Source organism: Reichenbachiella sp. (assembly GCF_965233835.1).
GTDB lineage: Bacteria > Bacteroidota > Bacteroidia > Cytophagales > Cyclobacteriaceae > Reichenbachiella.
This window is the reverse complement of record NZ_OZ247585.1, coordinates 871,435-892,084: the sequence shown is the minus strand read 5'-3', so window position 1 is coordinate 892,084 and position 20,650 is coordinate 871,435. Positions and strand designations below refer to the sequence as shown.

Below are 20,650 nucleotides of genomic sequence, written 5' to 3'. Positions count from 1 at the left end.
TACTTTAATTAAAAAAAAATTATGCTAAATAATAAAGCAGTTCTCATTACAGGAGGTACCGGATCATTCGGGAAAATGTTTACTAAAATGATCCTTGCGGAATACCCGGAGGTGAGAAGAATCGTCATCTATTCAAGAGATGAGCTGAAGCAATCAGAAATAAAACAAAACTACCCACAGGACAAATTTCCTCAATTGAGGTTTTTTATTGGGGATGTACGCGACCAGGAAAGACTCATTATGGCCTGTGAAGGGATTGATGTCATTATTCATGCGGCGGCAATAAAGCAAGTGGATACAGCTGAATACAACCCGACAGAATGTATTAGAACCAATGTCGATGGAGCAGAAAATGTGATTCAAGCTGCTTTAAAATGTAATGTGAAAAATATTGTAGCATTGAGTACTGATAAAGCCTGCGCTCCAATTAATCTATATGGAGCTACAAAACTAACTTCTGATAAGCTCTTCACAGCTGCCAATAACATTAAAGGATCTAAAGATATCCGATTTTCCGTGGTCAGGTACGGAAATGTAATGGGATCAAGAGGCTCAGTTATTCCATTCTTTATGAATAAAAGAAAAGAAGGAGTTCTTCCAATCACGCACAAAGAAATGACAAGATTTAACATCTCACTAGAGGAAGGTGTCAGGCTTGTATTTTTTGCTATCCAAAGAGCATTGGGGGGGGAAATATTTATTCCTAAAATACCTTCTTACAAAATTTTAGATGTCGCCAATGCCATTGCGCCAAATTGTGAAATTAATGATGTAGGCATCCGTCCTGGAGAAAAGTTGCATGAAGAAATGATCACTGAGACGGACTCTCTAAATACAATCGAATTTGACGATTACTATGCAATACTTCCTTCCGTTTCATTTGCACACACCAAGGAAGATTTTATTAAGCATCATAATGCTAAGGAAGTTCCTTTTGGTTTTAAATATAATTCAGGAACCAATACTGATTGGGACACTATTGACTCCTTGCGTGACAAAATCAGAAAGCATGTAGATGCTGACTTTTCATATGAATAAAAGAGTCATACCATATGGACGGCAGAGCATAACTCAAGATGACATTGATGCTGTAATAGAAGTGCTGCAATCGGACTTCTTAACTCAGGGTCCATATATACAAGCTTTTGAGGAAGCCTTTGCACAATATGTAAGTTCTAAATATGCAGTAGCTGTTGCTAATGGGACTGCCGCATTGCATTTGTCCACAATGGCTTTGGGTGTAACCCCTGGACAAAAGGTAATTACCACGCCTATCACATTTGCTGCTTCCGCTAACAGTGTGAGGTATTGCGGTGGTGAAGTAATTTTTTCAGACATTGATCCAACTACATACTTAATTGACATAGAAAAAATTCGTAATTACCTTGAGAGTACTCCTAACCATGGAGTTGTTGGAATAATACCTGTTGATTTTACAGGAAGAGCCGTAAACCTTGAACAACTTAATTCACTCGCCAAAGAGTTTAACTTATGGATTATTGAAGATGCTTGCCATGCACCAGGCGGTTATTTTATCGATAGTCAGGGAAATAACCAAAAGTGTGGTAATGGTAAATTTGCTGACTTATCAATATTTTCATTTCACCCCGTAAAACATATTGCTTCTGGTGAGGGAGGAATGATTACCACCAATGACAAAAGTCTATACTTAGAGTTATTGAAATTAAGAAGTCATGGAATAACTAAGAACGAAGCAGATTACAAAAACACACAAGAAATCGCTGTTGGTCAAACTTTATCGAACGATAGCGAATGGCCTAATTGGTACATGGAAATGCAAGAACTTGGATACAACTATCGACTCACTGATATTCAAGCAGCATTAGGACTGAGTCAATTGAAAAAAGCAGATGCTGGCCTCAAGAGAAGAAGGCAGATCGCTGAGCTATATGAAGATAAGCTCAGTGACCTAGATGGCGTAATCAATACATCTGGTATTATAGAGGGCCATGCCTACCACCTTTATGTGATTGAAGTTGAAAATAGAATAGGCCTTTATAACCACCTCAGAGATAACAATATTTTTGCGCAGATACATTATATACCAACACATTTAATGCCTTATTATCAGAGATTTGGTTGGAAGAAAGGAGATCTTCCAGAGGCTGAAAATTACTATTCCGGTTGCCTAAGTCTTCCTATGTACCCTACTTTATCATTAGAGGAACAAAAATTTGTAATTGAAAAAATTGAAGAGTTTATGAGATGAAAAAATTGGCCATCATTCCAGCAAGAGGAGGAAGTAAAAGAATTAAAAGAAAAAATGTAAAATCCTTTTTAGGTAAACCAATTCTTCAATATTCCATTACTGCTGCCAAACGTTCCAAGCTGTTCGACGAAATAATGGTGTCCACTGAAGACATGGAGATTGGACAAGTAGCTCTAGAGAATGGAGCATCAGTTCCATTTTATCGCAGTGACGAGAATGCAGATGATTTTGCAACCACTGCGCAAGTCATCCAGGAAGTGATAAAAAGTTACGAAAAACAAAATATTTTTTTTGATCAAATCTGTTGTATATATCCAACTGCCCCGCTTATTACTCCAAACCGATTGATAGAAGGTCATAAGCTGCTTAACAAGCACAACTATGAGGTTGTTTTTCCTGTGGTTCCCTTTAGCTATCCTATCCAGAGGTCTCTAAAAATGAAAGACACCCAGCGAAATCAAATTGGAATGCTTTGGCCTGAAAATCAATTCCAAAGATCTCAAGACCTTGAAACGACTTACCATGACGCTGGCCAATTCTATTGGATTTCTAGAGAAAAGTTTAAAAATCATCTCTATCCAGAAAACTGCGGTGCTATCGTTTTAAACGAATTGGAAGTTCAAGATATTGATACTATTGAGGATTGGCAGCTAGCGGAGCTTAAATATCAGCTTTCGGTTCATCATTAAATATTCGGTCAATGTCTCACAAAAAAAAAATCTATTTCAGAGCTGATGCAAATGCCGAAATAGGCATGGGCCACGTAATTAGATCAATTGCCTTGGCAACCATGCTAAAAGATGAATTCAGTTGCACACTATACACTCGTTTCCCAAGTTCTTTTATAGCTACGGAATGCCAAGCCGCTTCAATAGACCTAGTATATTTAAAGGAAAAAGAAGGGTCTCACACTAATTTCCTCAGTTCCTTATCAGGTGATGAAATTGTCGTCCTTGACAATTATTTTTTTGGTACAGCCTTTCAGAAAAAAATTAAAAGTAAGGGATGTGCCCTCGTCTGTATTGATGATCTTCACGAGATACATTTTCTCGCTGACCTGGTCATAAATCACAACCCTGCTGCAAAAAAACAACACTATTCTGTAGGCCAGGAAACCAGGCTTTTATTAGGGTTGGATTACGTTCTTTTGCGCAAACCTTTTTTAAATGAACACCAGCGAACAGCGAACAGACACATGCAAATTAGTACTGTGTTTCTATGTTTTGGCGGCTCAGATTTATATGGGTTGACTTTAAAATATATGAATTATCTGTTAGAAAGAACCAGCTATCATGTGATTGCTGTTCTTGGCAATGCTGTGGTCATTGACGAACTTAATTTAAAAATAGACGAAAAAAGATTGTCCATACATCAAGGCCTAAATCAAAGTCAAATGGTAGATCAGATCAACAAATCAGATCTGGCCATCATACCATCCAGCAGCATTCTTTTCGAGGTAATCGCCTTGAAGAAGCCCTTTGTAACAGGTTTTTATGTGGAAAATCAAAAAGAAATATCATCTCATTTTGCAAGTCTTGACTCAAGGATTGTGTTAGGTAACTTAAATGAAATCAATGTGGATAAATTACAACATATGTTTACTCACTTTCATGAATATCCACTTGATATCTTAGACCAGATAGATGGGAAGTCGCAGCAACGTTACATTGAAGAATTTAAATCACTATAACCATGATATTATCGCTGCGAAATGCTAAATCAGAAGATATCAAGTTGTACTATGACTGGGCGATTGACCCAGTAGTTAGAGATACAGCAATAAGTTCTGCTCCCATTGTCTGGGAATCTCATAAGAATTGGTTTTATTCTAAGCTTCAATCAAAATCTATACTTCTGGTTTTAATGCTAGATGAATGTCCAATTGGTCAGATCAAATTTGACTTAAAATCTGATGGTTGCTATTATTTAGGTTACTCTATTGATTCCAAATACCGAGGCAAAGGATATGGCAAAAAAATAATTGATCTTGGAATACAATATTTGAACAAAAAGAATATTCATATTACTATAATAGCCCAAGTGAAAAAAAGTAATATTGCATCAATTAAAGTATTTGAAGCAACTTCTTTTCAATACAAAGGGGAAGTTTCTACTCATAACATTCTCTTAAAAGAATATGAATTTCGAACATAAAGAATCACCATTCATAATCGCAGAAATGTCTGGCAATCACAATCAGTCATTGGATCGTGCACTTGAAATTGTAGATGCAGCAGCAGCTTGTGGCGCACACGCCATAAAACTTCAAACCTATACAGCTGAGACCATGACTATGAAAGGCGTGTACAAAATTGAAGATAAGAATTCTCTTTGGAAAGATAGAGAATTGTATGATTTGTACGAAGAAGCATATACCCCTTGGGAGTGGCATCAACCAATATTCGAGCATGCCAGAAAAAAGGGCATTGTCCCTTTCAGCTCCCCGTTTGACGAAACCGCTGTTGATTTTCTAGAAGAGTTGGATGTAGAACTATACAAAATAGCTTCTTTTGAAAATACAGATTTACCTTTACTAAAAAAGGTGGCACAAACAAATAAGCCTGTCATTATGTCGACCGGAGCATCAACAATAGCCCAAATTGATGAAGCCGTCCAGGTACTAAGAAATAATGGCTGTACAGACCTTACCTTATTAAAGTGCACAAGCACCTATCCTGCTAGCCCGGAAAACACGAACATTCTTACCATTCCTCATCTTAAAGAGCTATTTGACTGTAAGGTGGGTCTTTCTGACCATACCATGGGCATTGGTGTCGCTGTTGCGTCTATAGCCTTAGGGGCAAAAGTAATTGAGAAACATTTTACCCTCAATAGAGCAGATGGTGGTGTGGACAGTGCTTTTAGCATTGAGCCCGATGAGCTGAAGGCTCTTGTCGTTGAATCTGAAAGGGCATATTTGGCCCTCGGTAAAGTCCAATATGGTGTGCACAAAAAGGAGGTTAAAAGTTTAGATTTTAAAAGATCAATCTTTGCCTCAGAAAATATCAAAAAGGGAGATAAGTTTACTAGTGAAAACCTTCGAATAATCCGACCTGGATATGGATTGGCACCAAAGTATTTTGAAACCATCTTAGGCAGAAATGCTGCACAAGAGATAAAAAAAGGCACTCCAATTAGTTGGGACGTTCTGTTGTAACAAAATATTATGGTATGAGAAATTACCTTGCCCTCCTAATTTTTGTATTAGTAGTCTCTGCCTGCGATGAAAATGTTGATTCTATCAATCCTATTTCTTCTCTAGAAATAATCCAGACTCACAAATTCAAGACCGAATTTGAACACAATGCATTTACAGATATTATACATTTCAAAGAAAAACTCTTTGTCTGTCATAGAGCATCAGATAAACATGTATTTGGGGAAAATGGTAAAATTATAGTACATCAAAGCACAGATTCCGGAGCTAGCTGGAAACAAATTGCATGCTTCGAGCAGAATGGTGTGGATTTAAGGGACCCAAAGTTCGTACTCAACGAACAAGGGATTTTATATCTCTATATTCATGGTTCCGTCTATCAGAACCGTGAACTACTAGGATTTTTAGATTATAGATATACTTGGAACGAATCAACAAACAACTGGGGCCCTAAAGAAAAAGTTAGTTTAAACAATAGTGAAACTTACAACGAGGGCTGGCCTTGGAGAATAAACTGGGATCAAGATACAGCTTATGTCTTTGGTTATGGATCAAATTTGTTTGATCTATATTTTAGTCTAGACGGTCTCAACTTTTCAAAAGCCAACTTAAATATTGATTTGGAAGAGTTGCCCAATGAGGTAACAATAAGACTTCACAATGGCAGTTACTACGCTCTGGGAAGGGTTGGATCAGGCGATGCCGTTCTATTGACATCAAATAATCCTTTAAACAAATGGGAACTAGTTGATTATATTCCTTGGGTAAACATTGGCGGTCCTGATTTTCTTTTTTATGAACATAACAATATGATCATAGGAGGTAGAATGTGGTCAGATGATAAGCAAGAGCAGTTTCTCACCTTGGCCAATTATGATCTCCAGACAAAATCATTTCGGCTTCTAATTGATTTACCTGGCAAAAGAGACTTAGGATATCCAGGACTAAATATTATTGACCAAAATTTAGTAGTTTCATATTATGCTACTTTAGAGAGTACTACAAATGTCTTTTTCGTAGAACTCAATTTGAACTAAATAAAGATTTCAGACTTCATGAGCTTAATAGTGCAAGGCAAAAAGGTATTGAAAATCACTTCAATCTAAGATTAAAAAAAATTTAACAATTACTCCACAAAACTAGTGTCTAGAAAAAAAGCTCTTATTAATGGTACTTTGATAAATGGGTTGTCAACGGTCTATGTTGCCCTTCTTACTTTTTTACTTATTCCTATTTTTATTGAGAATTTGGGTGTGACAGGTTATGGGCTCATTGGAATAGCCAATATTTTTTCACTTTTAGGTTATATATCTTTTTTTGATTTTGGAATGGCCAGTACCGTTCCAAAATTTATTGCAGAGTATAGATCAAAAAAACAGATAGACAATCTGAATGAACTGATAAATACCTCACTATTACTATTCATAATTATAGGTGTGATATTGGCTATATTGATTGTACCTTTTCTCGAGTACATAATTGAAGAGCTTTTTTCAGTTCCTCCTGAATTCTTTCGCTCTTTTGTTAAAGTGGTCACGGTTTTGGTAGTGTCCTATATATTTCAGTTTCCTCTACTCATTCTAAAAGGCATATTACAAGGGTTTTTACGTTTTGATATATTACAATGGGCCTTAATTCTTGTAGAGACCCTAAGGTTTGGGGTTGTATATTATTTAGTTACTAATAATTATGGTTTCGAAGTTGTTGTCTATTCAAACATCATAGCCCCTTTTATTTTAACCACTATTTACCTTGTTGCCATTGTAAAAATATTTCCCGAATATAATTTCCGCTCATTTTCCATTCTTTCGATTAAAAAAATTAGAAAGTTTTCGTCTTTCCAATTCATAGGGAAATTTTCAAGTTTATTGTATAATAATACAGATCGTTTTTTAATTGGGGTTTTTCTAAGCCCGGCCGTTATGGGAGCATACGATGTGCTTACTAAAATACCCATGATGATCAATAAATTTTTTGGTCTAGCCGTCAGTGCAATAATACCTATTACTAGCAGTCTAGATCAGAAGACTGAAGAAAACCTTATTAAGGGGCTTTATCATAGAGGTTTTAGGTTTTATTTTGCTTTTGTATGTCCCATTATATGCGCAAGTCTATTCTTCTCAAATGAATTTATTCTTTTGTGGGTAGGTCCTGAATTTTTGAACCTTTACCATTCCCTATTACTTATGATCATGTGGAACTTAGCAACAACATTCTTGTTTGGAGGAAATATCCTTATAGGATTAAATCGTGGAATGTTTGAACTAACTGCATTTAGGATAGGCATTGCGCTCGTAAAAATAATTTCATGTTATCTCCTAATAAAAGAATTTAACATTTCAGCAATACCTTACAGCTATCTTTTATCTTCTCTTTTAATCTTTTATATTCTCAACGTTTTCAAGCGAAAGATTGGATTTGACTCCAAAAAGTTCATTTTAGATGTTTTTTTAATCATTATTTCTGGAATAGTTCCTTTAATTATAAACTCATACATACTCTCAAAATTTAGTCTTTCTCAAAATCTCTTTCAATTAGGATTAGAGGTAATGTTATGGTGCACTATCCAATGGGTCATTATATATCTTATTGCATTTGATTCTGAGGACAAGAAAACTATTACTTCTCTTCTAAAAATAAATGCCTGAGTTAATTTTATAGAGGATTAATTTTTAAACTGAAAGTCTACAATTCTATTACTTGATGATTATTAATTCAGAATACCTATCTTTGCAGTTTGTTAAAAAAATGAGCTGTACTAATCATAACAAATGTTTTCTGGCACTTGTGCAAATGTTTTCCAACACTTGTAGTTCAATATATATATGAATTTAAATACAATAGTAAAAAAGGATCATTTAGTCCAATTAAAGGAAGAATTTGATTATTTGTCAGACATCAATTATGACCTGAATTGGGGAGCACGATGGAAATGGGCCAGTATTCTACACGCTGTTAAAAGCTTGAAATTATTAGACAAACCGTTTACCTACATTGATATTGGAGGCGGTCTATCACCCATACATTTTATTCTCAGTAAGTATGGCACAGCTATCAATGTAGATTTAGCAGGTTTTGCTCATACATGGTATCCAGTTAATTCAAAAGGGTTTTATGTGAAATCCGATGGCATTGAGTGTGATATGAACAACATTCATTATTTGGATACTGACTTTCTGAAATACATCAAGGAAATTCCAGATAATACTATCGATTTTGTTTTAGATGGTTGTTCTTTTATTCACTTTAATCCGGAAAAGTCATTTTCTCATAATGATGGTGTGACTTTGGGTATGAAGGAAATTGAAAGAGTTCTAAAACCTGGAGGCCATTTCATTAGTTCAAGTGATGTTGTTCATCCTGATTATCAAGAAAATTTGGATATGATTTATCCACAACACCTAGGAGAATGTTTTTCTAGCTCCGGTCTTGAATACGTCAGTGAGCCAGATTGGGAATTAGAACCATTTTATTTGGACAAAAATAATTTACATATAAGGGCTAACGACAATTCAGTTCCTGGGTATTTGGAACAAACAAGATTGGGATGTACTTGTTGTAAAGAACTTCCGGATTATCACTTTTTCTGCCATGGGCCTCAACGAGAAACAGTAATTTCAGTTTGTTTATTCACATTGAGAAAAAAGACTCAGAAAAGTTCAGTAAAAACTGAAGACACGGACTATGGGTTGCCTTCAAAAAAGAAGCAGAATAGAATTCAGATGAAATGGTCGCTGTTACGAAGAATTATACGAGTTTCAAGATATAGAGAATTACGAAAAATCATACGGCCGATAATAATTAAGGTAATAAAAACAATAGGTCTCTATTCTTTCTTAAGGAAGATGCTACGCCCAAATAATAGACCGATGAGTGGCGGATAATTGGACATCTATTCTTTTTAAAATATATCATTGACATAAAACAATAAATCAAATGAATACCACAGTATTAATTACAGGAGTTGCTGGATTACTTGGAAGTAGAATGGCTGACTGGATAATTGAAAATCAAACGAGTGTTAAAATAATTGGTATTGACAATCTATCTGGAGGTTACATGTCAAATGTACCAAAAGAGGTTGATTTTTATGATATTGACTTAGCAACTGACAATCAAAAACTGTTAGAAATATTTGAAGCACATTCAATTGATTTTGTTTATCATTTTGCTGCCTACGCCGCGGAAGGTCTCTCCCCTTTTATCCGAACTTATAATTATGATAATAATTTAAGGTCGACTGCAGGACTAGTTAATGAATGTATTAAACATGATGTAAAGCGTTTAGTATTTACCTCAACACTCGCTGTTTATGGGCACGGTGATGGCGGAGTATTCAATGAAAATCAGATTCCAGCACCTATCGACCCTTATGGGGTTGCAAAATTTGCGTGTGAAATGGACATTCAAATTGCCGGTGAGCAACACGGGCTTGATTGGTGCATTATTCGTCCTCATAATGTATATGGAATTAAACAAAACATCTGGGATAAATACAGGAATGTTTTAGGAATTTGGATGTACCAGCACCTCAATAACATGCCATTATCAATTTTTGGTGATGGATTACAAACACGTGCTTTTAGTTATATAGATGACTGTTTAGAACCTTTATGGAATGCAGCGGTCTTACCACAGGCTTCGAAGGAAATAATTAACTTAGGAGGAATAAAAGAAAGGTCAATTCTTGAGGCATCTGATATTCTTAAAGAAGTGATTGGCTCCGCTGAAATTGAATTTCATGAAGCGAGACACGAAGTCAAACATTCAATCCCGACATGGCAGAAATCTGTTGATATTCTAGGTTTTGATCATAAAACCGATTTAGATCAAGGGTTAAGAAATATGTGGGAATGGGCTCAAAAACAAGAGATGAGAGATCGCTTTGTTTGGCCTAGTTACGAACTGGAAAAAGGCATATACGACTTTTGGAAAACAAATAGCGAAAAAATTACTACTGCATGATATCGAAAAGTCAAAGTACACCCTGCGTAGGCATGGTGATGCTACAATACAATCGGTATGACCTTACATGCTTAGCCCTAGATGCCATAAAAAAAATCGTTTATGACAACATGGTTGTCATTTTAGTCGACAATGGCTCTGAGGACAACTCTTTAGAAAAACTAAAAAAAAAATACGGAGATTGGATTGTTTATGAGGAATCTAATCATCGTATTAGTTATTGTGAAGCCTATAATTTAGGTTTTAAAAAAGCACTTAGCCTTGGAGCAAAATATGTTCATTTAACTCACAACGATAGTTATGACTACTCTTCAAATTATCTTGATGAAATTGTAAAGGCGTTCGAATCAGATGTTTCAATTGCTTTAGTAGGAACCAGAGTAATGTCACCAGAAGGCCACATTGACTGGGGAGGAGAAAATAGGGCTAAATTTGGGATAGATATGGATACTCCTACGTGTGGATATGCCATTAGTAAAAATTCTCTGGAAAAAGTGGGGTATCTAGATGAAACACTAGGCGTATATTTCGAAGATTTAGATTATTTAAAAAGGCTTCGAGACGAAGGCTTTAGAACCCAATATGTTGATAGTGTTAGTTATGTACATATGGGATCAGGCACCATTATTAGAACCAATTATGACTTTCATTTTCTCCGAATGCGAAATATATTTTGGTTCTTCAAAAAGCACGGACGAGATTATTCGATGTCACTCAAATTTCGATCAATATTTGGCTTGGGGTGGAAATATCATCTCAGCTTTTTCTTTGCTGCATTAAAAAAAGGCTTGATTTTCAAGGCCGCATTCATTCTTTATGCTAATCTAAAAGGTAGTATTGTTGGGATTTTATTTCCCTACAAAAAAAGTAGATGCTAAAATGACTTTATTCATTAAGGTCAATTCTCACAAAAAAGTTGGAGTACCTATTAACTTTATATAAGGTTATGAATTGATCAGAAGTTTTGCCAAAATCATGTTACACGTTTTTCATATACATAGCAACACATGTTACATCAGTGCATTCGGTGTCATTCACGAACATTCTATTCCTAATGAAGACGTAATATTCATACTTTGCCGAAACCTGCCGATTTTGCACAAGGAAATAAAGTGTTTCCGAATTGATGACGACCTCTATTATTTCCCATTTTTACGAAACAATCAACTCCACAATTTCAAGTTTTTGCATTCCAAGGATAGGATTCGTGAAATAGATTCAATGATAGAAAATGAAATTGATCAAGAGTTTATTTATTATGTCCATAATTCCAGAAATTATTTATATCGGATAATCATTACTCATCATTTATGTAAAGAGGTCAGGTTCATAGAAGATGGGCTTGATATGTATCTTGACAGAAAGGAGTTTGATAGAAAATATCCTGTTAAAGTTTGGTTGCGACACAAAATTATCAATTTTGTACTGGGCCACCTCTTGGGAATATATAGAAGAATACACCAACCCAATCAGCCTTTCCATAACAAAAGTACTGAGACACCAAAAATCTATGGACTAACAGACCTCTCGTTTCAAAAATTCATTGACCCGAGTTACGAGTATAAAAGTCTAGATACACAGAACCTTCAGAAAATCCAAGATTATAAACTTAAGCCGGGAACAAATGTGTTTGTCTTAACAGCCTTAGTGGAACAGCATGTAGCTAAACCCAATGAAGTTGAAGCATTACTAAAATGGTATGTTGAAAAGTTCAATATTAATGAGGTAAAATTGAACTTTCATCCGCATCAATCACAAAACACAAGAAAGCACATTGTTTCCGTATTTGAAAAAAATTCGGTTAAGGTGGAGATCATTCCTGATGAGATAATAATGGAAGTGTTATTTATTAATAATCACGGACTTAATGTTTTTGGTACTGGCACGTCTTTATTGATTTATGCAACAATTTTTTCTCCATCTTCGAAGGTTTATGCACTTTACCCGTTTTTCAAAAAACATCTAAATAGAAACACAATAAGAACCATTTTCTGGGAAAACACATTCAGCAAAATTAGAAATGATAATTTCAATTTATATTTAAGAGACTTCGAATGAGTTTAATCAAGAATAAAACAAAATACGAATCTCTAACAAAGATTAAATTATCAACTCTGTTGCTTGTATCATTTGTTATACTAATGATCGCAAGTTCAACAATTTATTCCTTAACGTTTTTTGTCGGACTCACTAATGAAGTCAAATTAATAAGATTTCTTATTCTTATATTATTCTTTGGTGTAGGAATTTCATTTCTTTTTTACAAAAAAAAAATGTTATGGAACGCCTCAATAGCTTCTTTTGTTTGTCTTCTTTTTGTTGGTTCTATAACAACAATCCTACTCAATGAACCTAGAGAATACTTACCTAGCTTAACCAGATACGTTCTTTATATTCTGACCGCCAATGTGTTTTTTATGTTGTCTTCAACAATTGGAAGTAAAAAGATCAACCTCTTTTTCAAAAGGTTAGCACAGCTATTTCTAACAATTTCCATATTGTTTGGATTTCATGAAATACTCACCGGACAAGTAGAATATATCAATGGAGATTTTCGCGTTGCTGGCCCTTTCAAAAAACACCAATTGGCATTCGCAATGTTTCTATTTGTGAATCTTGTGCTTCATGTTGAGTTCAATTTAAGAATGGAAAAAAACAATATTAGAAAAGTGTTTAATTACATTCTATTTCTACTTTCTTTTTATTTACTTCTAAGAACTGGGTCAAGAGCGCTTATTATCATTTTTTTCTTGTCCTACTTTGCTTTACATATATTCAACGCAAAATCTTTTCGATATATCTTTAAAACGATTTTAACTGGAATATTGATTGCTAGTATGTTTGTCGCAATTGTGGCAACTACTAATATATCTCCCCGTCTTAAATATATGTTCACAAGTGGAGAGACAATATATGACCCATCCACTATGACGAGAATTCTCATTATTACGAATTCTATTGGAGCCTTTGAAAGAGAATATTGGCCTTTTGGAATTGGAATTGGAGGATTTAATAATTTTTACTTAAACACAACAGGAAGAGATCATGTTGCTGCACATAACAATTATTTATTATTCCTAATTGAATCTGGCATAATAGGCTTAATTATTTTTCTCATTTATCAGATTGTGACGTTTTACATTTTTTTAAAACTGGTCCGAAGAAAGCCAAATGCTATAACCCGTTCAGCTTTCTTATTGTATATTGGAATAGATGTGCTATGCTTCCTGCAAAACAATTATTATTTCTTCACTCAGGAATCGATTGTTTGGATGATTTACGGTGTGGCCTTTTACTTAAATAGAAGAGACTTTGTCGAATACGAATCAGAAATATCAAAAAATACTGTTTTACTCAGCTAATAATCAAAGCTTCGAAAACGTAAAGCAATCCTGTGAAGTAATAAAAGAACAATCAATGTTCTATTGGCTCAATCTTGAATCAATATTTCATCAGAAATTCGAGGCTCCGGAATTCTCACATCAAAAAATTCAACTTCCTATTTCGACCAAAAAGCCTTTTTATCAGCTCCATGCATTAAAAAAAATCTTGTTCCTGCAGAAGTTGAAAAGGATAAATTTTGACAAAATGCACTTTGACCTTATCATTTTAGGTGACCTAGGTATCGTTGAATATCAACTACTCAAGCTTTTTTTTAAGGGGAGAGTAGTTTTTATCCAGGATGCAATATTACTCTGGAGTGAAAAATATTCTCTGAAAAAAAAAATACGCCTATTTTTTTACAAGCAAAACAGGCTTGATTTGTGCGATAAAATAATTTGTTCAGGGGAGGCAACCAAAGAAACATTGATAAAAGATGGAGTAGATCCAAAAATCATACATTCCATTGGCATCCCACGATTTGAGAAATATGCTAGAAATAAAGTTAGTTCTTACAAGCAAAGTATTATTCCCACATTCTTATTCATTGGTGAAGCGTACAGCTGGCATGGACATAATAAATTAGATGAACAGCAGAAAAAAATTCTAACCATTCTAGATAAAATACAGGCTCGGGCAGCTAACAAATTCAAAATAAATGTCAGACTACACCCAAGAGATAAAAACACTTATGAATTGCAACATATAGAGCCCATCGAACCATCTAGCAGCTCGTTAAACGACAATTTATTAGAATCAGACTATTTGCTAAACTATGGATATCCTTCTACAGTTCTTTTCGAAGCGGCCTCCATGGGTATTAAGACAATTTTCATCCAATCTGATAGTATTACATACAATCAAATGACAAACTTTCAGTCCTTCCTGAAGCTCGTAGAAAGTGTTAGTCTAGATAAGCTTGAAGAATTATTCCAAAAACCGACATCCATTCAAACCAGTATAGATAAAAAAGTGTTGAATTACTTTGTAAATTTCAACTCTAGCTCTACAGAATTACTGAATTTTATCATAGCCAATGAGGCCTTATCTGACTCAGTACCGCTGGACAAAATTATTTAGAGATGTCAGAGTTGATAAATATAGATCTTCCAAAATGAATCTACTGAGCTTACTGATTTAATCAAACTCACCGATGAGTCATTAAACTCATCTATTGGTAGTGCGGATAAAATATACTTTCCCTTCATTTTACGGATTTGATCGATATCAAGATTAATAGATTCAATACTGATGGCTGCATTTTTCCCTATTAAATAGTTTTTGCCAATTTCTGCCGAAAAAGCATAGCATCTGCTTCCCCATTTATCAAAGTAAGAGCTGAGCCTTTTGTCCTTGACAAGTTCCCCCCTAATGATTTTACGAAATTCCAACTTATACTCTAAATCGTAGTTGTTTTGATAACCATCCAATGTTTTTAAACCGTTGTATTGTGCAATATTCGGAAACATTCCGATGGAAATAACTTTCTTTCCCTCGGTAAAATCAGAACCCATGATTTCTTTAATTTCCCTAAACAATCTTCTATCGTAAAATTGATTGAAAGTGGGCTCATCAATTGTTGCCCCTACCAATAACTTTGTATTCATTACCAACTCTTTGTTATTTGCAACAATGCCACTTACTAGAAGAATTACTAATAAGATCGCCAATACCTTTTGTCTTTTGTCCTGCCAATTAAATTGATCAAGTATCATTCCAAATAACATCAACCATAGAAACGGCAAAATGAAATAAAAGCGCTCTGAATTAAAACTCCTCAATATATTAACGCTTTCTCCTAGATAAAAAATCAAAGATTTGTTTAGCGCAACCCAGATGATTATAGCTCCAATTACAATAGAAACCACCTTCGATGTAAAACCAAACTTATTCTTAAACAGCAAGCCTGCAATAAAAGCTAATATTATGGGAAGTGGATAAAGTTTACCAGCGTGGTATTGGGTCTGCTTCAATGAAATATAAATGTTAGTAAAAAATTGTGACAATGACGGATTCCCATATAACTCAAATTGATTCCATACCGTTCTGTGTGAAACATAGTCATTGGCTAACAGCACAGAATAAAGTAAAGGAAACTCTACTATAACATTTATCAAACAAATTAAAAACAGGCACAAAAAATATCTCCAATTAAAGATTCTTGTCTTCCAAAAGGAAAAAATTCCAATCAAGCTTAGAATTGGAACAAAAAAAGGTAAGGTCACTATCAGGAATGAAAAGAATGGGAACGCAAATATTATTAGCCAATCACACCAATTCTGCCTTCTATTTAAAACATTCAAAAAAGCGTACAACAAAGCCGGCTGTCCGGCAAGAGATATGCCATATTGAAGATGATAATACGACAAGTAACCGAAGCAAAGAGACACAATGAGTATTATCAATGTGCTGTTTTTAATAAAATACCTTTTAAGTAAAAAGTACATTCCTAAATATCCGATCACATGCACAACTAAATGGTTTACGATATAAGCATAAATAGCCGGAAGGAATGCAAAAAATAAAAACGTAATATTCAGACCAGTTCTGAAAGAGTATCTTGGTATTCCATTCATCAGTGATTCAATCACATAATCGATGTCAAATCCAATGGGGTCATCAGAATTCAATAACAAACGAATAAAAGCAAATTCTGAATCTAGATTGTCATGAATTGTCACATAAGAATTGTCACCTAATACAATAAACCAAATAGGGTATGGTATTAACAAAAACACTAAACCTAAATACAAAGCGTTTTTTCGAATCATAGCCTCTTAAAAACCCCAATTAGTGATTTCCCAAATGCATTAAAAAAAACAATATCACTAACATATGAAAGTCTTACTAGGAACCGGTCCCAAAAACATACTTCCTTCTGTGAAGGAATGCTCTTTTGCAAAATGAGCTTATTTGCTAGCGAGGCGAAAAAGCCAGTAGAGTCAAGATAAAAAAGTTTCTCCTTATCGAGCGTTCCATTTATCTGACTTAAAAGCATTTGCTTATTGTATCTTCGGTAATGACCAATAGCCTTGTCAAAATCACTAAACAAAAAATCATACGCTGGAACTAATATAATCAGCCTTCCTCCTGGATTAAGCACCTTTCTTGCAAGCTGAATTTCAGATTTGGCATCTTCAATATGTTCGAGTACATCTATGTAAAGAATAGTGTCAAATGTTTCGTTTTGAACATTTTCAATAGTACCATTTATGACGTTAATATCATAATGATTAAACTTTGATTGATTTTCTTTTATCTGAGAAGCAAGGTTTACATCAGGTTCAACCATAGACCAAGAGGTTACCTCCTTGTTATGGTTTAAAAAATAGTTAGTGTTAGAACCAATGCCGGCGCCAACTTCAAGTACTTTCCCTTTAATAAATGATTTTAGCTTATATGAGAAATAGTTCTTCCAATTAACCGCATTTTTAAAAACATGTAGTTCATCGCCTATATAAGATAAATGGCTATCGGATTTGCTCATAAGATTCGGCTGTTTGATTTAGAACTATCAGCTTCTTTATTGAAAGAAGAAGAAGACCTACTATAATGGTACTAACAATAATAAGACAAGTGATTACCAAACTTGATCCAACAGAACTCGCCCAACCTTGAATTGCCTCTTGAGATATGAATTTCGAATATAAAACATACCCAATAATGCCAACCAAGAAAAATAAGAGAATTAAAAACGCCTTCATCATAAAATAAAGTACTTCCTCCGAATATTCTATCAATGAGTAAAGGCCATGAAATATTAATCTTTGGTAGTTCATTTTAGAATTTCCGTCAAGTCTCTTCTGACGATCATATCTAATGCTAGTAATAGTGAATTTCTGCTTTGACAGGAATGCTGAATAGTGAAAAAATTTTTGTTTAATAACGCTATTCAAAACATCAAAACTAATTAAAGAATAGTTGCCAAATGAAATTTTATTTCCCGTAAGAACTCGAAACAGTAGCTTATACAGAAAATATCCTAACTTAAATTTGATAGTTTCTTGTCTTTTCCCACGGGTCACCTGTACAATATCAAAAGAATCAATTTTCGACAATTCGATAATCGCCTTAGGGTCATCCTCTCCATCACTGTCCATAACAATAATACCATTCGCTGAGTTGCTGATCCTGTGCGCATATATTAAGCCCTGTCTGATAGATTCCTGGTGGCCCATATTAAAATTCATCCTAATCAATCTCAAGATGAACTTATCCGACCGAAAGTTATAATTTTTAAGAACGTCCAAACTGCCATCGCTAGATGCATCATCAACAACAACAACAACAAAATTTGAATCTATTGCATAGAGTTTATCCTCCAGTTCATCTAGAAAATGAGCTATCACCATTTCTTCGTTATAACAAGGACAAACTATAATATATTCTTTCGGCATACTATCTAGGCAGCTGAGATGAATATGCTCTGATCGTATTAGATAGCAGTATATTCAAAATTAAGTCTTAGCAAATGAACAAAATAACTTAAGCAAATATATGTTTTTGTATATTCATATTGATCTTAATTGACAACATGTTGAGATTATCTTCAAAGTCAATCGATTTTAAAACCTATAATTAAACCACCTTCCAAATATTGGATTAGTCTATTCAAAGCGTACTTTGAAAATTCCACCAAATAGAAGGCAATGTTTTCAACTATAATTCGTGAAATTTGCCAAAAACGCTGGACATAAAATATTATGGAAATAGTTAAAGTTCAAGAGATCAATATTACTAACATAACTTCTTCCGAATTGAATCACCATATAAAAATGAGCTGTGATGATAATAGAAAAGAGCTAATTCTAAATGTTAATGTCCATGCAATGAACATTGCTTATGAACAGAAATGGTTCAAGGATCTTTTGAATGGTGCATACATAAATTTCTGTGATGGTGACGGGGTCAGAATTGGAGCAAAAATTCTTGGGAAGAATATAATAGAAAAAATAACTTATAACCGTTGGATTTGGGAACTGGCGGAGTACTCTAGTAAAAATGGATTAAGTTGGTATACTGTGGGTTCTGAGCAACATGTCATGGAAAAAGCAATCGCCGTAATGAGAGAACAATTTCCTGACCTAAAAATAGTTGGCCACCACCATGGATACCTTTCTAACAAGGAGACCGAAAAGGATCTAGTTATAGACATTAAAAAAAAGAGCCCTAACATTCTCATTCTTGGAATGGGTATGCCTCTGCAGGAAAAATGGATAAGGAAAAACATTAGGGAATTAAATTTCAATGTTGCGCTAACTGGCGGTGCAACTTTTGAGTATATCGCAGGTACAGCCAAAATGACACCTGATATTTTCTATAGATTAAAACTTGAATGGTTTTACAGATTTATTAAAGATCCAAAACGATTGTTCAAAAGATACTTCATAGGGAACCCTCTGTTTTTTTGGAGAATATTTAGAGAGAAAATTAATTCTTAACTGTCTGAAGTATTTTCCCTATCTTAGCAGACCAAAACTAAGCCTAGCATCTTTGACATGCAGAAAAGGAGATTTTCAAAATATTTTCCTGCCCTATTTCTGTTCATAGACCTTTTGTTCTTGAACATAGGATTCTTTGTAGCCAATTATGTCCGATTTAATACGTTTTGGTTTCAAGGAGATCGTTACCCGTTTCTTTTTGTTTTCCTAAACATCACTTGGGTGGTCATTTTCTTTGTGACCAAATTGGATAGAGTTGATCGCGAACGAAGTGTTGTTGATTATATATCTCAAATTCTACTGGGCCTTACGATCAATTTGGCAGTGGTCTTCACGATGTGGGCTTCTACCAGAGCTTATTTCTATTCGAGGGAACATCTTTTTTATACCTACCTTATTTTCTCTGTTCTCATTGTAGGTTGGAGAGTTGGCTTTATAAACATCCTTCGTTTTTATAGGACCAAGGGATACAACATTCGAAACATCGTCATTGTAGGTTATGGGCCAATTGGAAGAAATCTAAAAAGGCACCTAGAAAACAACCCGGAAATTGGTTATAAGTTCCAAGGTTTTTTTGATCATAAGACGGAGCAAACCGAGGTAACCGGTCCGGTAGAAAATGTTCCAAAGTATGCCAAAGAAAATGGCATTGACGTGATCTTTTGTTGCTTACCAAAACTCTTTGAACAAGATGTAAAACCGCTAATTGATTTTGCTGAAAACAATTTGATTACCATCAAATTACTTTCAGACTTTAGTAAGGTTGGAAATAAGAAGCTCGAAGTGCAGCAATATGGAAACATACCCGTGCTCAATGTTAGCTCAATTCCTCTGGACCGAATGATTAACAGGTTTGCCAAGCGGACATTCGATGTACTGTTTTCAACATTTGTGATGGTTTTTATACTGTCTTGGTTGATACCGCTGATTGGGTTATTAATAAAACTAGAGTCCCCAGGTCCTATCTTTTTCATTCAGAATAGACATGGAAGAGGTAATAAGTATTTTCCATGTTGGAAATTCAGAACGATGGTTGTTAATAAAGATGCAGACTCAAAGCAGGCTACAAAAAATGACCCCAGAGTAACTCGAACTGGTGCAATCCTGCGTAGAACCAGTTTGGATGAATTACCACAATTTATTAATGTATTCCTAGGAAACATGTCGGTTGTAGGCCCTAGACCTCACCCTATTAAATTGAACGAAGAGTATTCTCCAAAAATCGACCGGTTTATCCAGCGACATGCAGTTAAACCCGGTGTAACTGGACTTGCACAAGCCAAAGGTTATCGTGGTGAAACCTCAAGATTTAGTGAAATGTACGGACGGGTTAAACTTGATCGCTTTTACGTCAAAAATTGGAGTCTGTTTTTTGATGTCAAAATCATCATTATGACTATTTATTCTATCGTGTTCAAAACGGAGAAAGCGTACTAGTCTTATCTTTATCTTTCTTTTCTTATTTACCCATCGTAA

19 protein-coding genes are annotated in these 20,650 nt (G+C 34.7%); 16 read left to right on the top strand and 3 right to left on the bottom strand.

Annotated features, from left to right (window positions below):
• The first annotated feature begins 21 nt into the window (after nucleotides 1-21).
• The 14 genes from pseB (at nucleotide 22) to ACO6S2_RS03690 (ending at nucleotide 14,813) form a co-directional block, all read left to right on the top strand.
• Nucleotides 22-1,038 carry a UDP-N-acetylglucosamine 4,6-dehydratase (inverting) gene (pseB, locus tag ACO6S2_RS03755; RefSeq protein ID WP_422361187.1) on the top strand — a complete coding sequence of 339 codons (1,017 nt, stop codon included), beginning with the start codon at nucleotides 22-24 and terminating at the stop codon, nucleotides 1,036-1,038.
• Entirely contained in the window at nucleotides 1,016-2,230 is a 1,215-nt protein-coding gene (pseC, locus tag ACO6S2_RS03750) for a UDP-4-amino-4,6-dideoxy-N-acetyl-beta-L-altrosamine transaminase (RefSeq protein ID WP_422361186.1), read from the top strand. The genes pseB and pseC overlap by 23 nt, the downstream gene beginning before the upstream one ends.
• Entirely contained in the window at nucleotides 2,227-2,919 is a 693-nt protein-coding gene (gene pseF, locus ACO6S2_RS03745; RefSeq protein WP_422361185.1) for a pseudaminic acid cytidylyltransferase, read from the top strand. Before pseC ends, pseF begins: the two co-directional genes overlap by 4 nt.
• An 11-nt stretch (nucleotides 2,920-2,930) precedes the next feature.
• The gene (pseG, locus tag ACO6S2_RS03740; protein WP_422361184.1) at nucleotides 2,931-3,920 is read left to right on the top strand and encodes a UDP-2,4-diacetamido-2,4,6-trideoxy-beta-L-altropyranose hydrolase; all 990 of its coding nucleotides are present in this window, start codon (nucleotides 2,931-2,933) and stop codon (nucleotides 3,918-3,920) included.
• 2 nt (nucleotides 3,921-3,922) lie between these two features.
• On the top strand, nucleotides 3,923-4,384 hold the full coding sequence (locus ACO6S2_RS03735; RefSeq protein ID WP_422361183.1) for a GNAT family N-acetyltransferase: 462 nt from the start codon (nucleotides 3,923-3,925) through the stop codon (nucleotides 4,382-4,384).
• Nucleotides 4,368-5,387 (top strand): pseudaminic acid synthase, encoded by a 1,020-nt coding sequence (gene pseI, locus ACO6S2_RS03730; RefSeq protein WP_422361182.1) that lies wholly within the window; start codon nucleotides 4,368-4,370, stop codon nucleotides 5,385-5,387. The genes ACO6S2_RS03735 and pseI overlap by 17 nt, the downstream gene beginning before the upstream one ends.
• Nucleotides 5,388-5,401: 14 nt before the next feature.
• Entirely contained in the window at nucleotides 5,402-6,424 is a 1,023-nt protein-coding gene (locus tag ACO6S2_RS03725) for a hypothetical protein (RefSeq protein WP_422361181.1), read from the top strand.
• A gap of 105 nt (nucleotides 6,425-6,529) precedes the next feature.
• On the top strand, nucleotides 6,530-8,035 hold the full coding sequence (locus ACO6S2_RS03720; protein WP_422361180.1) for an oligosaccharide flippase family protein: 1,506 nt from the start codon (nucleotides 6,530-6,532) through the stop codon (nucleotides 8,033-8,035).
• Nucleotides 8,036-8,212: 177 nt separating this feature from the next.
• Entirely contained in the window at nucleotides 8,213-9,271 is a 1,059-nt protein-coding gene (locus tag ACO6S2_RS03715) for a hypothetical protein (protein ID WP_422361179.1), read from the top strand.
• 52 nt (nucleotides 9,272-9,323) lie between these two features.
• A complete protein-coding gene (locus ACO6S2_RS03710) occupies nucleotides 9,324-10,352 on the top strand; it encodes an NAD-dependent epimerase/dehydratase family protein (protein WP_422361178.1) in 1,029 nt (342 codons plus the stop codon).
• A complete protein-coding gene (locus ACO6S2_RS03705; RefSeq protein ID WP_422361177.1) occupies nucleotides 10,349-11,230 on the top strand; it encodes a glycosyltransferase family 2 protein in 882 nt (293 codons plus the stop codon). Before ACO6S2_RS03710 ends, ACO6S2_RS03705 begins: the two co-directional genes overlap by 4 nt.
• A gap of 97 nt (nucleotides 11,231-11,327) precedes the next feature.
• On the top strand, nucleotides 11,328-12,410 hold the full coding sequence (locus ACO6S2_RS03700) for a polysialyltransferase family glycosyltransferase (RefSeq protein ID WP_422361176.1): 1,083 nt from the start codon (nucleotides 11,328-11,330) through the stop codon (nucleotides 12,408-12,410).
• Complete coding sequence (locus tag ACO6S2_RS03695; RefSeq protein WP_422361175.1) at nucleotides 12,407-13,714, top strand: O-antigen ligase family protein; 1,308 nt, start codon at nucleotides 12,407-12,409, stop codon at nucleotides 13,712-13,714. Before ACO6S2_RS03700 ends, ACO6S2_RS03695 begins: the two co-directional genes overlap by 4 nt.
• A gap of 400 nt (nucleotides 13,715-14,114) precedes the next feature.
• Nucleotides 14,115-14,813, top strand: a complete 699-nt coding sequence (locus ACO6S2_RS03690) for a hypothetical protein (RefSeq protein WP_422361174.1) — start codon at nucleotides 14,115-14,117, stop codon at nucleotides 14,811-14,813.
• A 5-nt stretch (nucleotides 14,814-14,818) separates the two neighbouring features.
• Here the strand turns inward: ACO6S2_RS03690 and ACO6S2_RS03685 are convergent, their stop codons facing one another.
• From ACO6S2_RS03685 to ACO6S2_RS03675, 3 genes are read right to left on the bottom strand one after another with little or no spacing between them, the layout of a single operon-like run.
• A complete protein-coding gene (locus ACO6S2_RS03685; RefSeq protein ID WP_422361173.1) occupies nucleotides 14,819-16,504 on the bottom strand; it encodes a DUF6044 family protein in 1,686 nt (561 codons plus the stop codon).
• A complete protein-coding gene (locus tag ACO6S2_RS03680) occupies nucleotides 16,501-17,220 on the bottom strand; it encodes a class I SAM-dependent methyltransferase (RefSeq protein ID WP_422361172.1) in 720 nt (239 codons plus the stop codon). The genes ACO6S2_RS03685 and ACO6S2_RS03680 overlap by 4 nt, the downstream gene beginning before the upstream one ends.
• On the bottom strand, nucleotides 17,204-18,130 hold the full coding sequence (locus ACO6S2_RS03675) for a glycosyltransferase (protein WP_422361171.1): 927 nt from the start codon (nucleotides 18,128-18,130) through the stop codon (nucleotides 17,204-17,206). Before ACO6S2_RS03675 ends, ACO6S2_RS03680 begins: the two co-directional genes overlap by 17 nt.
• A gap of 306 nt (nucleotides 18,131-18,436) precedes the next feature.
• On the opposite strand from ACO6S2_RS03675, the gene ACO6S2_RS03670 reads away from it, so the two are divergent.
• Both ACO6S2_RS03670 and ACO6S2_RS03665 read left to right on the top strand, forming a co-directional pair.
• A complete protein-coding gene (locus tag ACO6S2_RS03670) occupies nucleotides 18,437-19,174 on the top strand; it encodes a WecB/TagA/CpsF family glycosyltransferase (protein WP_422361170.1) in 738 nt (245 codons plus the stop codon).
• A 57-nt stretch (nucleotides 19,175-19,231) separates the two neighbouring features.
• On the top strand, nucleotides 19,232-20,611 hold the full coding sequence (locus tag ACO6S2_RS03665; RefSeq protein WP_422361169.1) for an undecaprenyl-phosphate glucose phosphotransferase: 1,380 nt from the start codon (nucleotides 19,232-19,234) through the stop codon (nucleotides 20,609-20,611).
• Nucleotides 20,612-20,650: the final 39 nt, after the last annotated feature.

What these genes read in the sequence shown, in the direction of transcription:
- pseF (WP_422361185.1), top strand. Translation starts at nt 2,227, where the DNA reads ATGAAAAAATTGGCCATCATTCCAGCAAGAGGAGGAAGTAAAAGAATT.
- ACO6S2_RS03670 (WP_422361170.1), top strand. Translation starts at nt 18,437, where the DNA reads ATGGAAATAGTTAAAGTTCAAGAGATCAATATTACTAACATAACTTCT.
- ACO6S2_RS03735 (WP_422361183.1), top strand. Translation starts at nt 3,923, where the DNA reads ATGATATTATCGCTGCGAAATGCTAAATCAGAAGATATCAAGTTGTAC.
- ACO6S2_RS03700 (WP_422361176.1), top strand. Translation starts at nt 11,328, where the DNA reads ATGTTACACGTTTTTCATATACATAGCAACACATGTTACATCAGTGCA.
- ACO6S2_RS03725 (WP_422361181.1), top strand. Translation starts at nt 5,402, where the DNA reads ATGAGAAATTACCTTGCCCTCCTAATTTTTGTATTAGTAGTCTCTGCC.
- ACO6S2_RS03665 (WP_422361169.1), top strand. Translation starts at nt 19,232, where the DNA reads ATGCAGAAAAGGAGATTTTCAAAATATTTTCCTGCCCTATTTCTGTTC.
- ACO6S2_RS03705 (WP_422361177.1), top strand. Translation starts at nt 10,349, where the DNA reads ATGATATCGAAAAGTCAAAGTACACCCTGCGTAGGCATGGTGATGCTA.
- ACO6S2_RS03675 (WP_422361171.1), bottom strand. Translation starts at nt 18,130, where the DNA reads ATGCCGAAAGAATATATTATAGTTTGTCCTTGTTATAACGAAGAAATG.
- ACO6S2_RS03685 (WP_422361173.1), bottom strand. Translation starts at nt 16,504, where the DNA reads ATGATTCGAAAAAACGCTTTGTATTTAGGTTTAGTGTTTTTGTTAATA.
- pseB (WP_422361187.1), top strand. Translation starts at nt 22, where the DNA reads ATGCTAAATAATAAAGCAGTTCTCATTACAGGAGGTACCGGATCATTC.
- ACO6S2_RS03695 (WP_422361175.1), top strand. Translation starts at nt 12,407, where the DNA reads ATGAGTTTAATCAAGAATAAAACAAAATACGAATCTCTAACAAAGATT.
- pseC (WP_422361186.1), top strand. Translation starts at nt 1,016, where the DNA reads ATGCTGACTTTTCATATGAATAAAAGAGTCATACCATATGGACGGCAG.
- ACO6S2_RS03710 (WP_422361178.1), top strand. Translation starts at nt 9,324, where the DNA reads ATGAATACCACAGTATTAATTACAGGAGTTGCTGGATTACTTGGAAGT.
- ACO6S2_RS03715 (WP_422361179.1), top strand. Translation starts at nt 8,213, where the DNA reads ATGAATTTAAATACAATAGTAAAAAAGGATCATTTAGTCCAATTAAAG.
- pseI (WP_422361182.1), top strand. Translation starts at nt 4,368, where the DNA reads ATGAATTTCGAACATAAAGAATCACCATTCATAATCGCAGAAATGTCT.
- pseG (WP_422361184.1), top strand. Translation starts at nt 2,931, where the DNA reads ATGTCTCACAAAAAAAAAATCTATTTCAGAGCTGATGCAAATGCCGAA.
- ACO6S2_RS03680 (WP_422361172.1), bottom strand. Translation starts at nt 17,220, where the DNA reads ATGAGCAAATCCGATAGCCATTTATCTTATATAGGCGATGAACTACAT.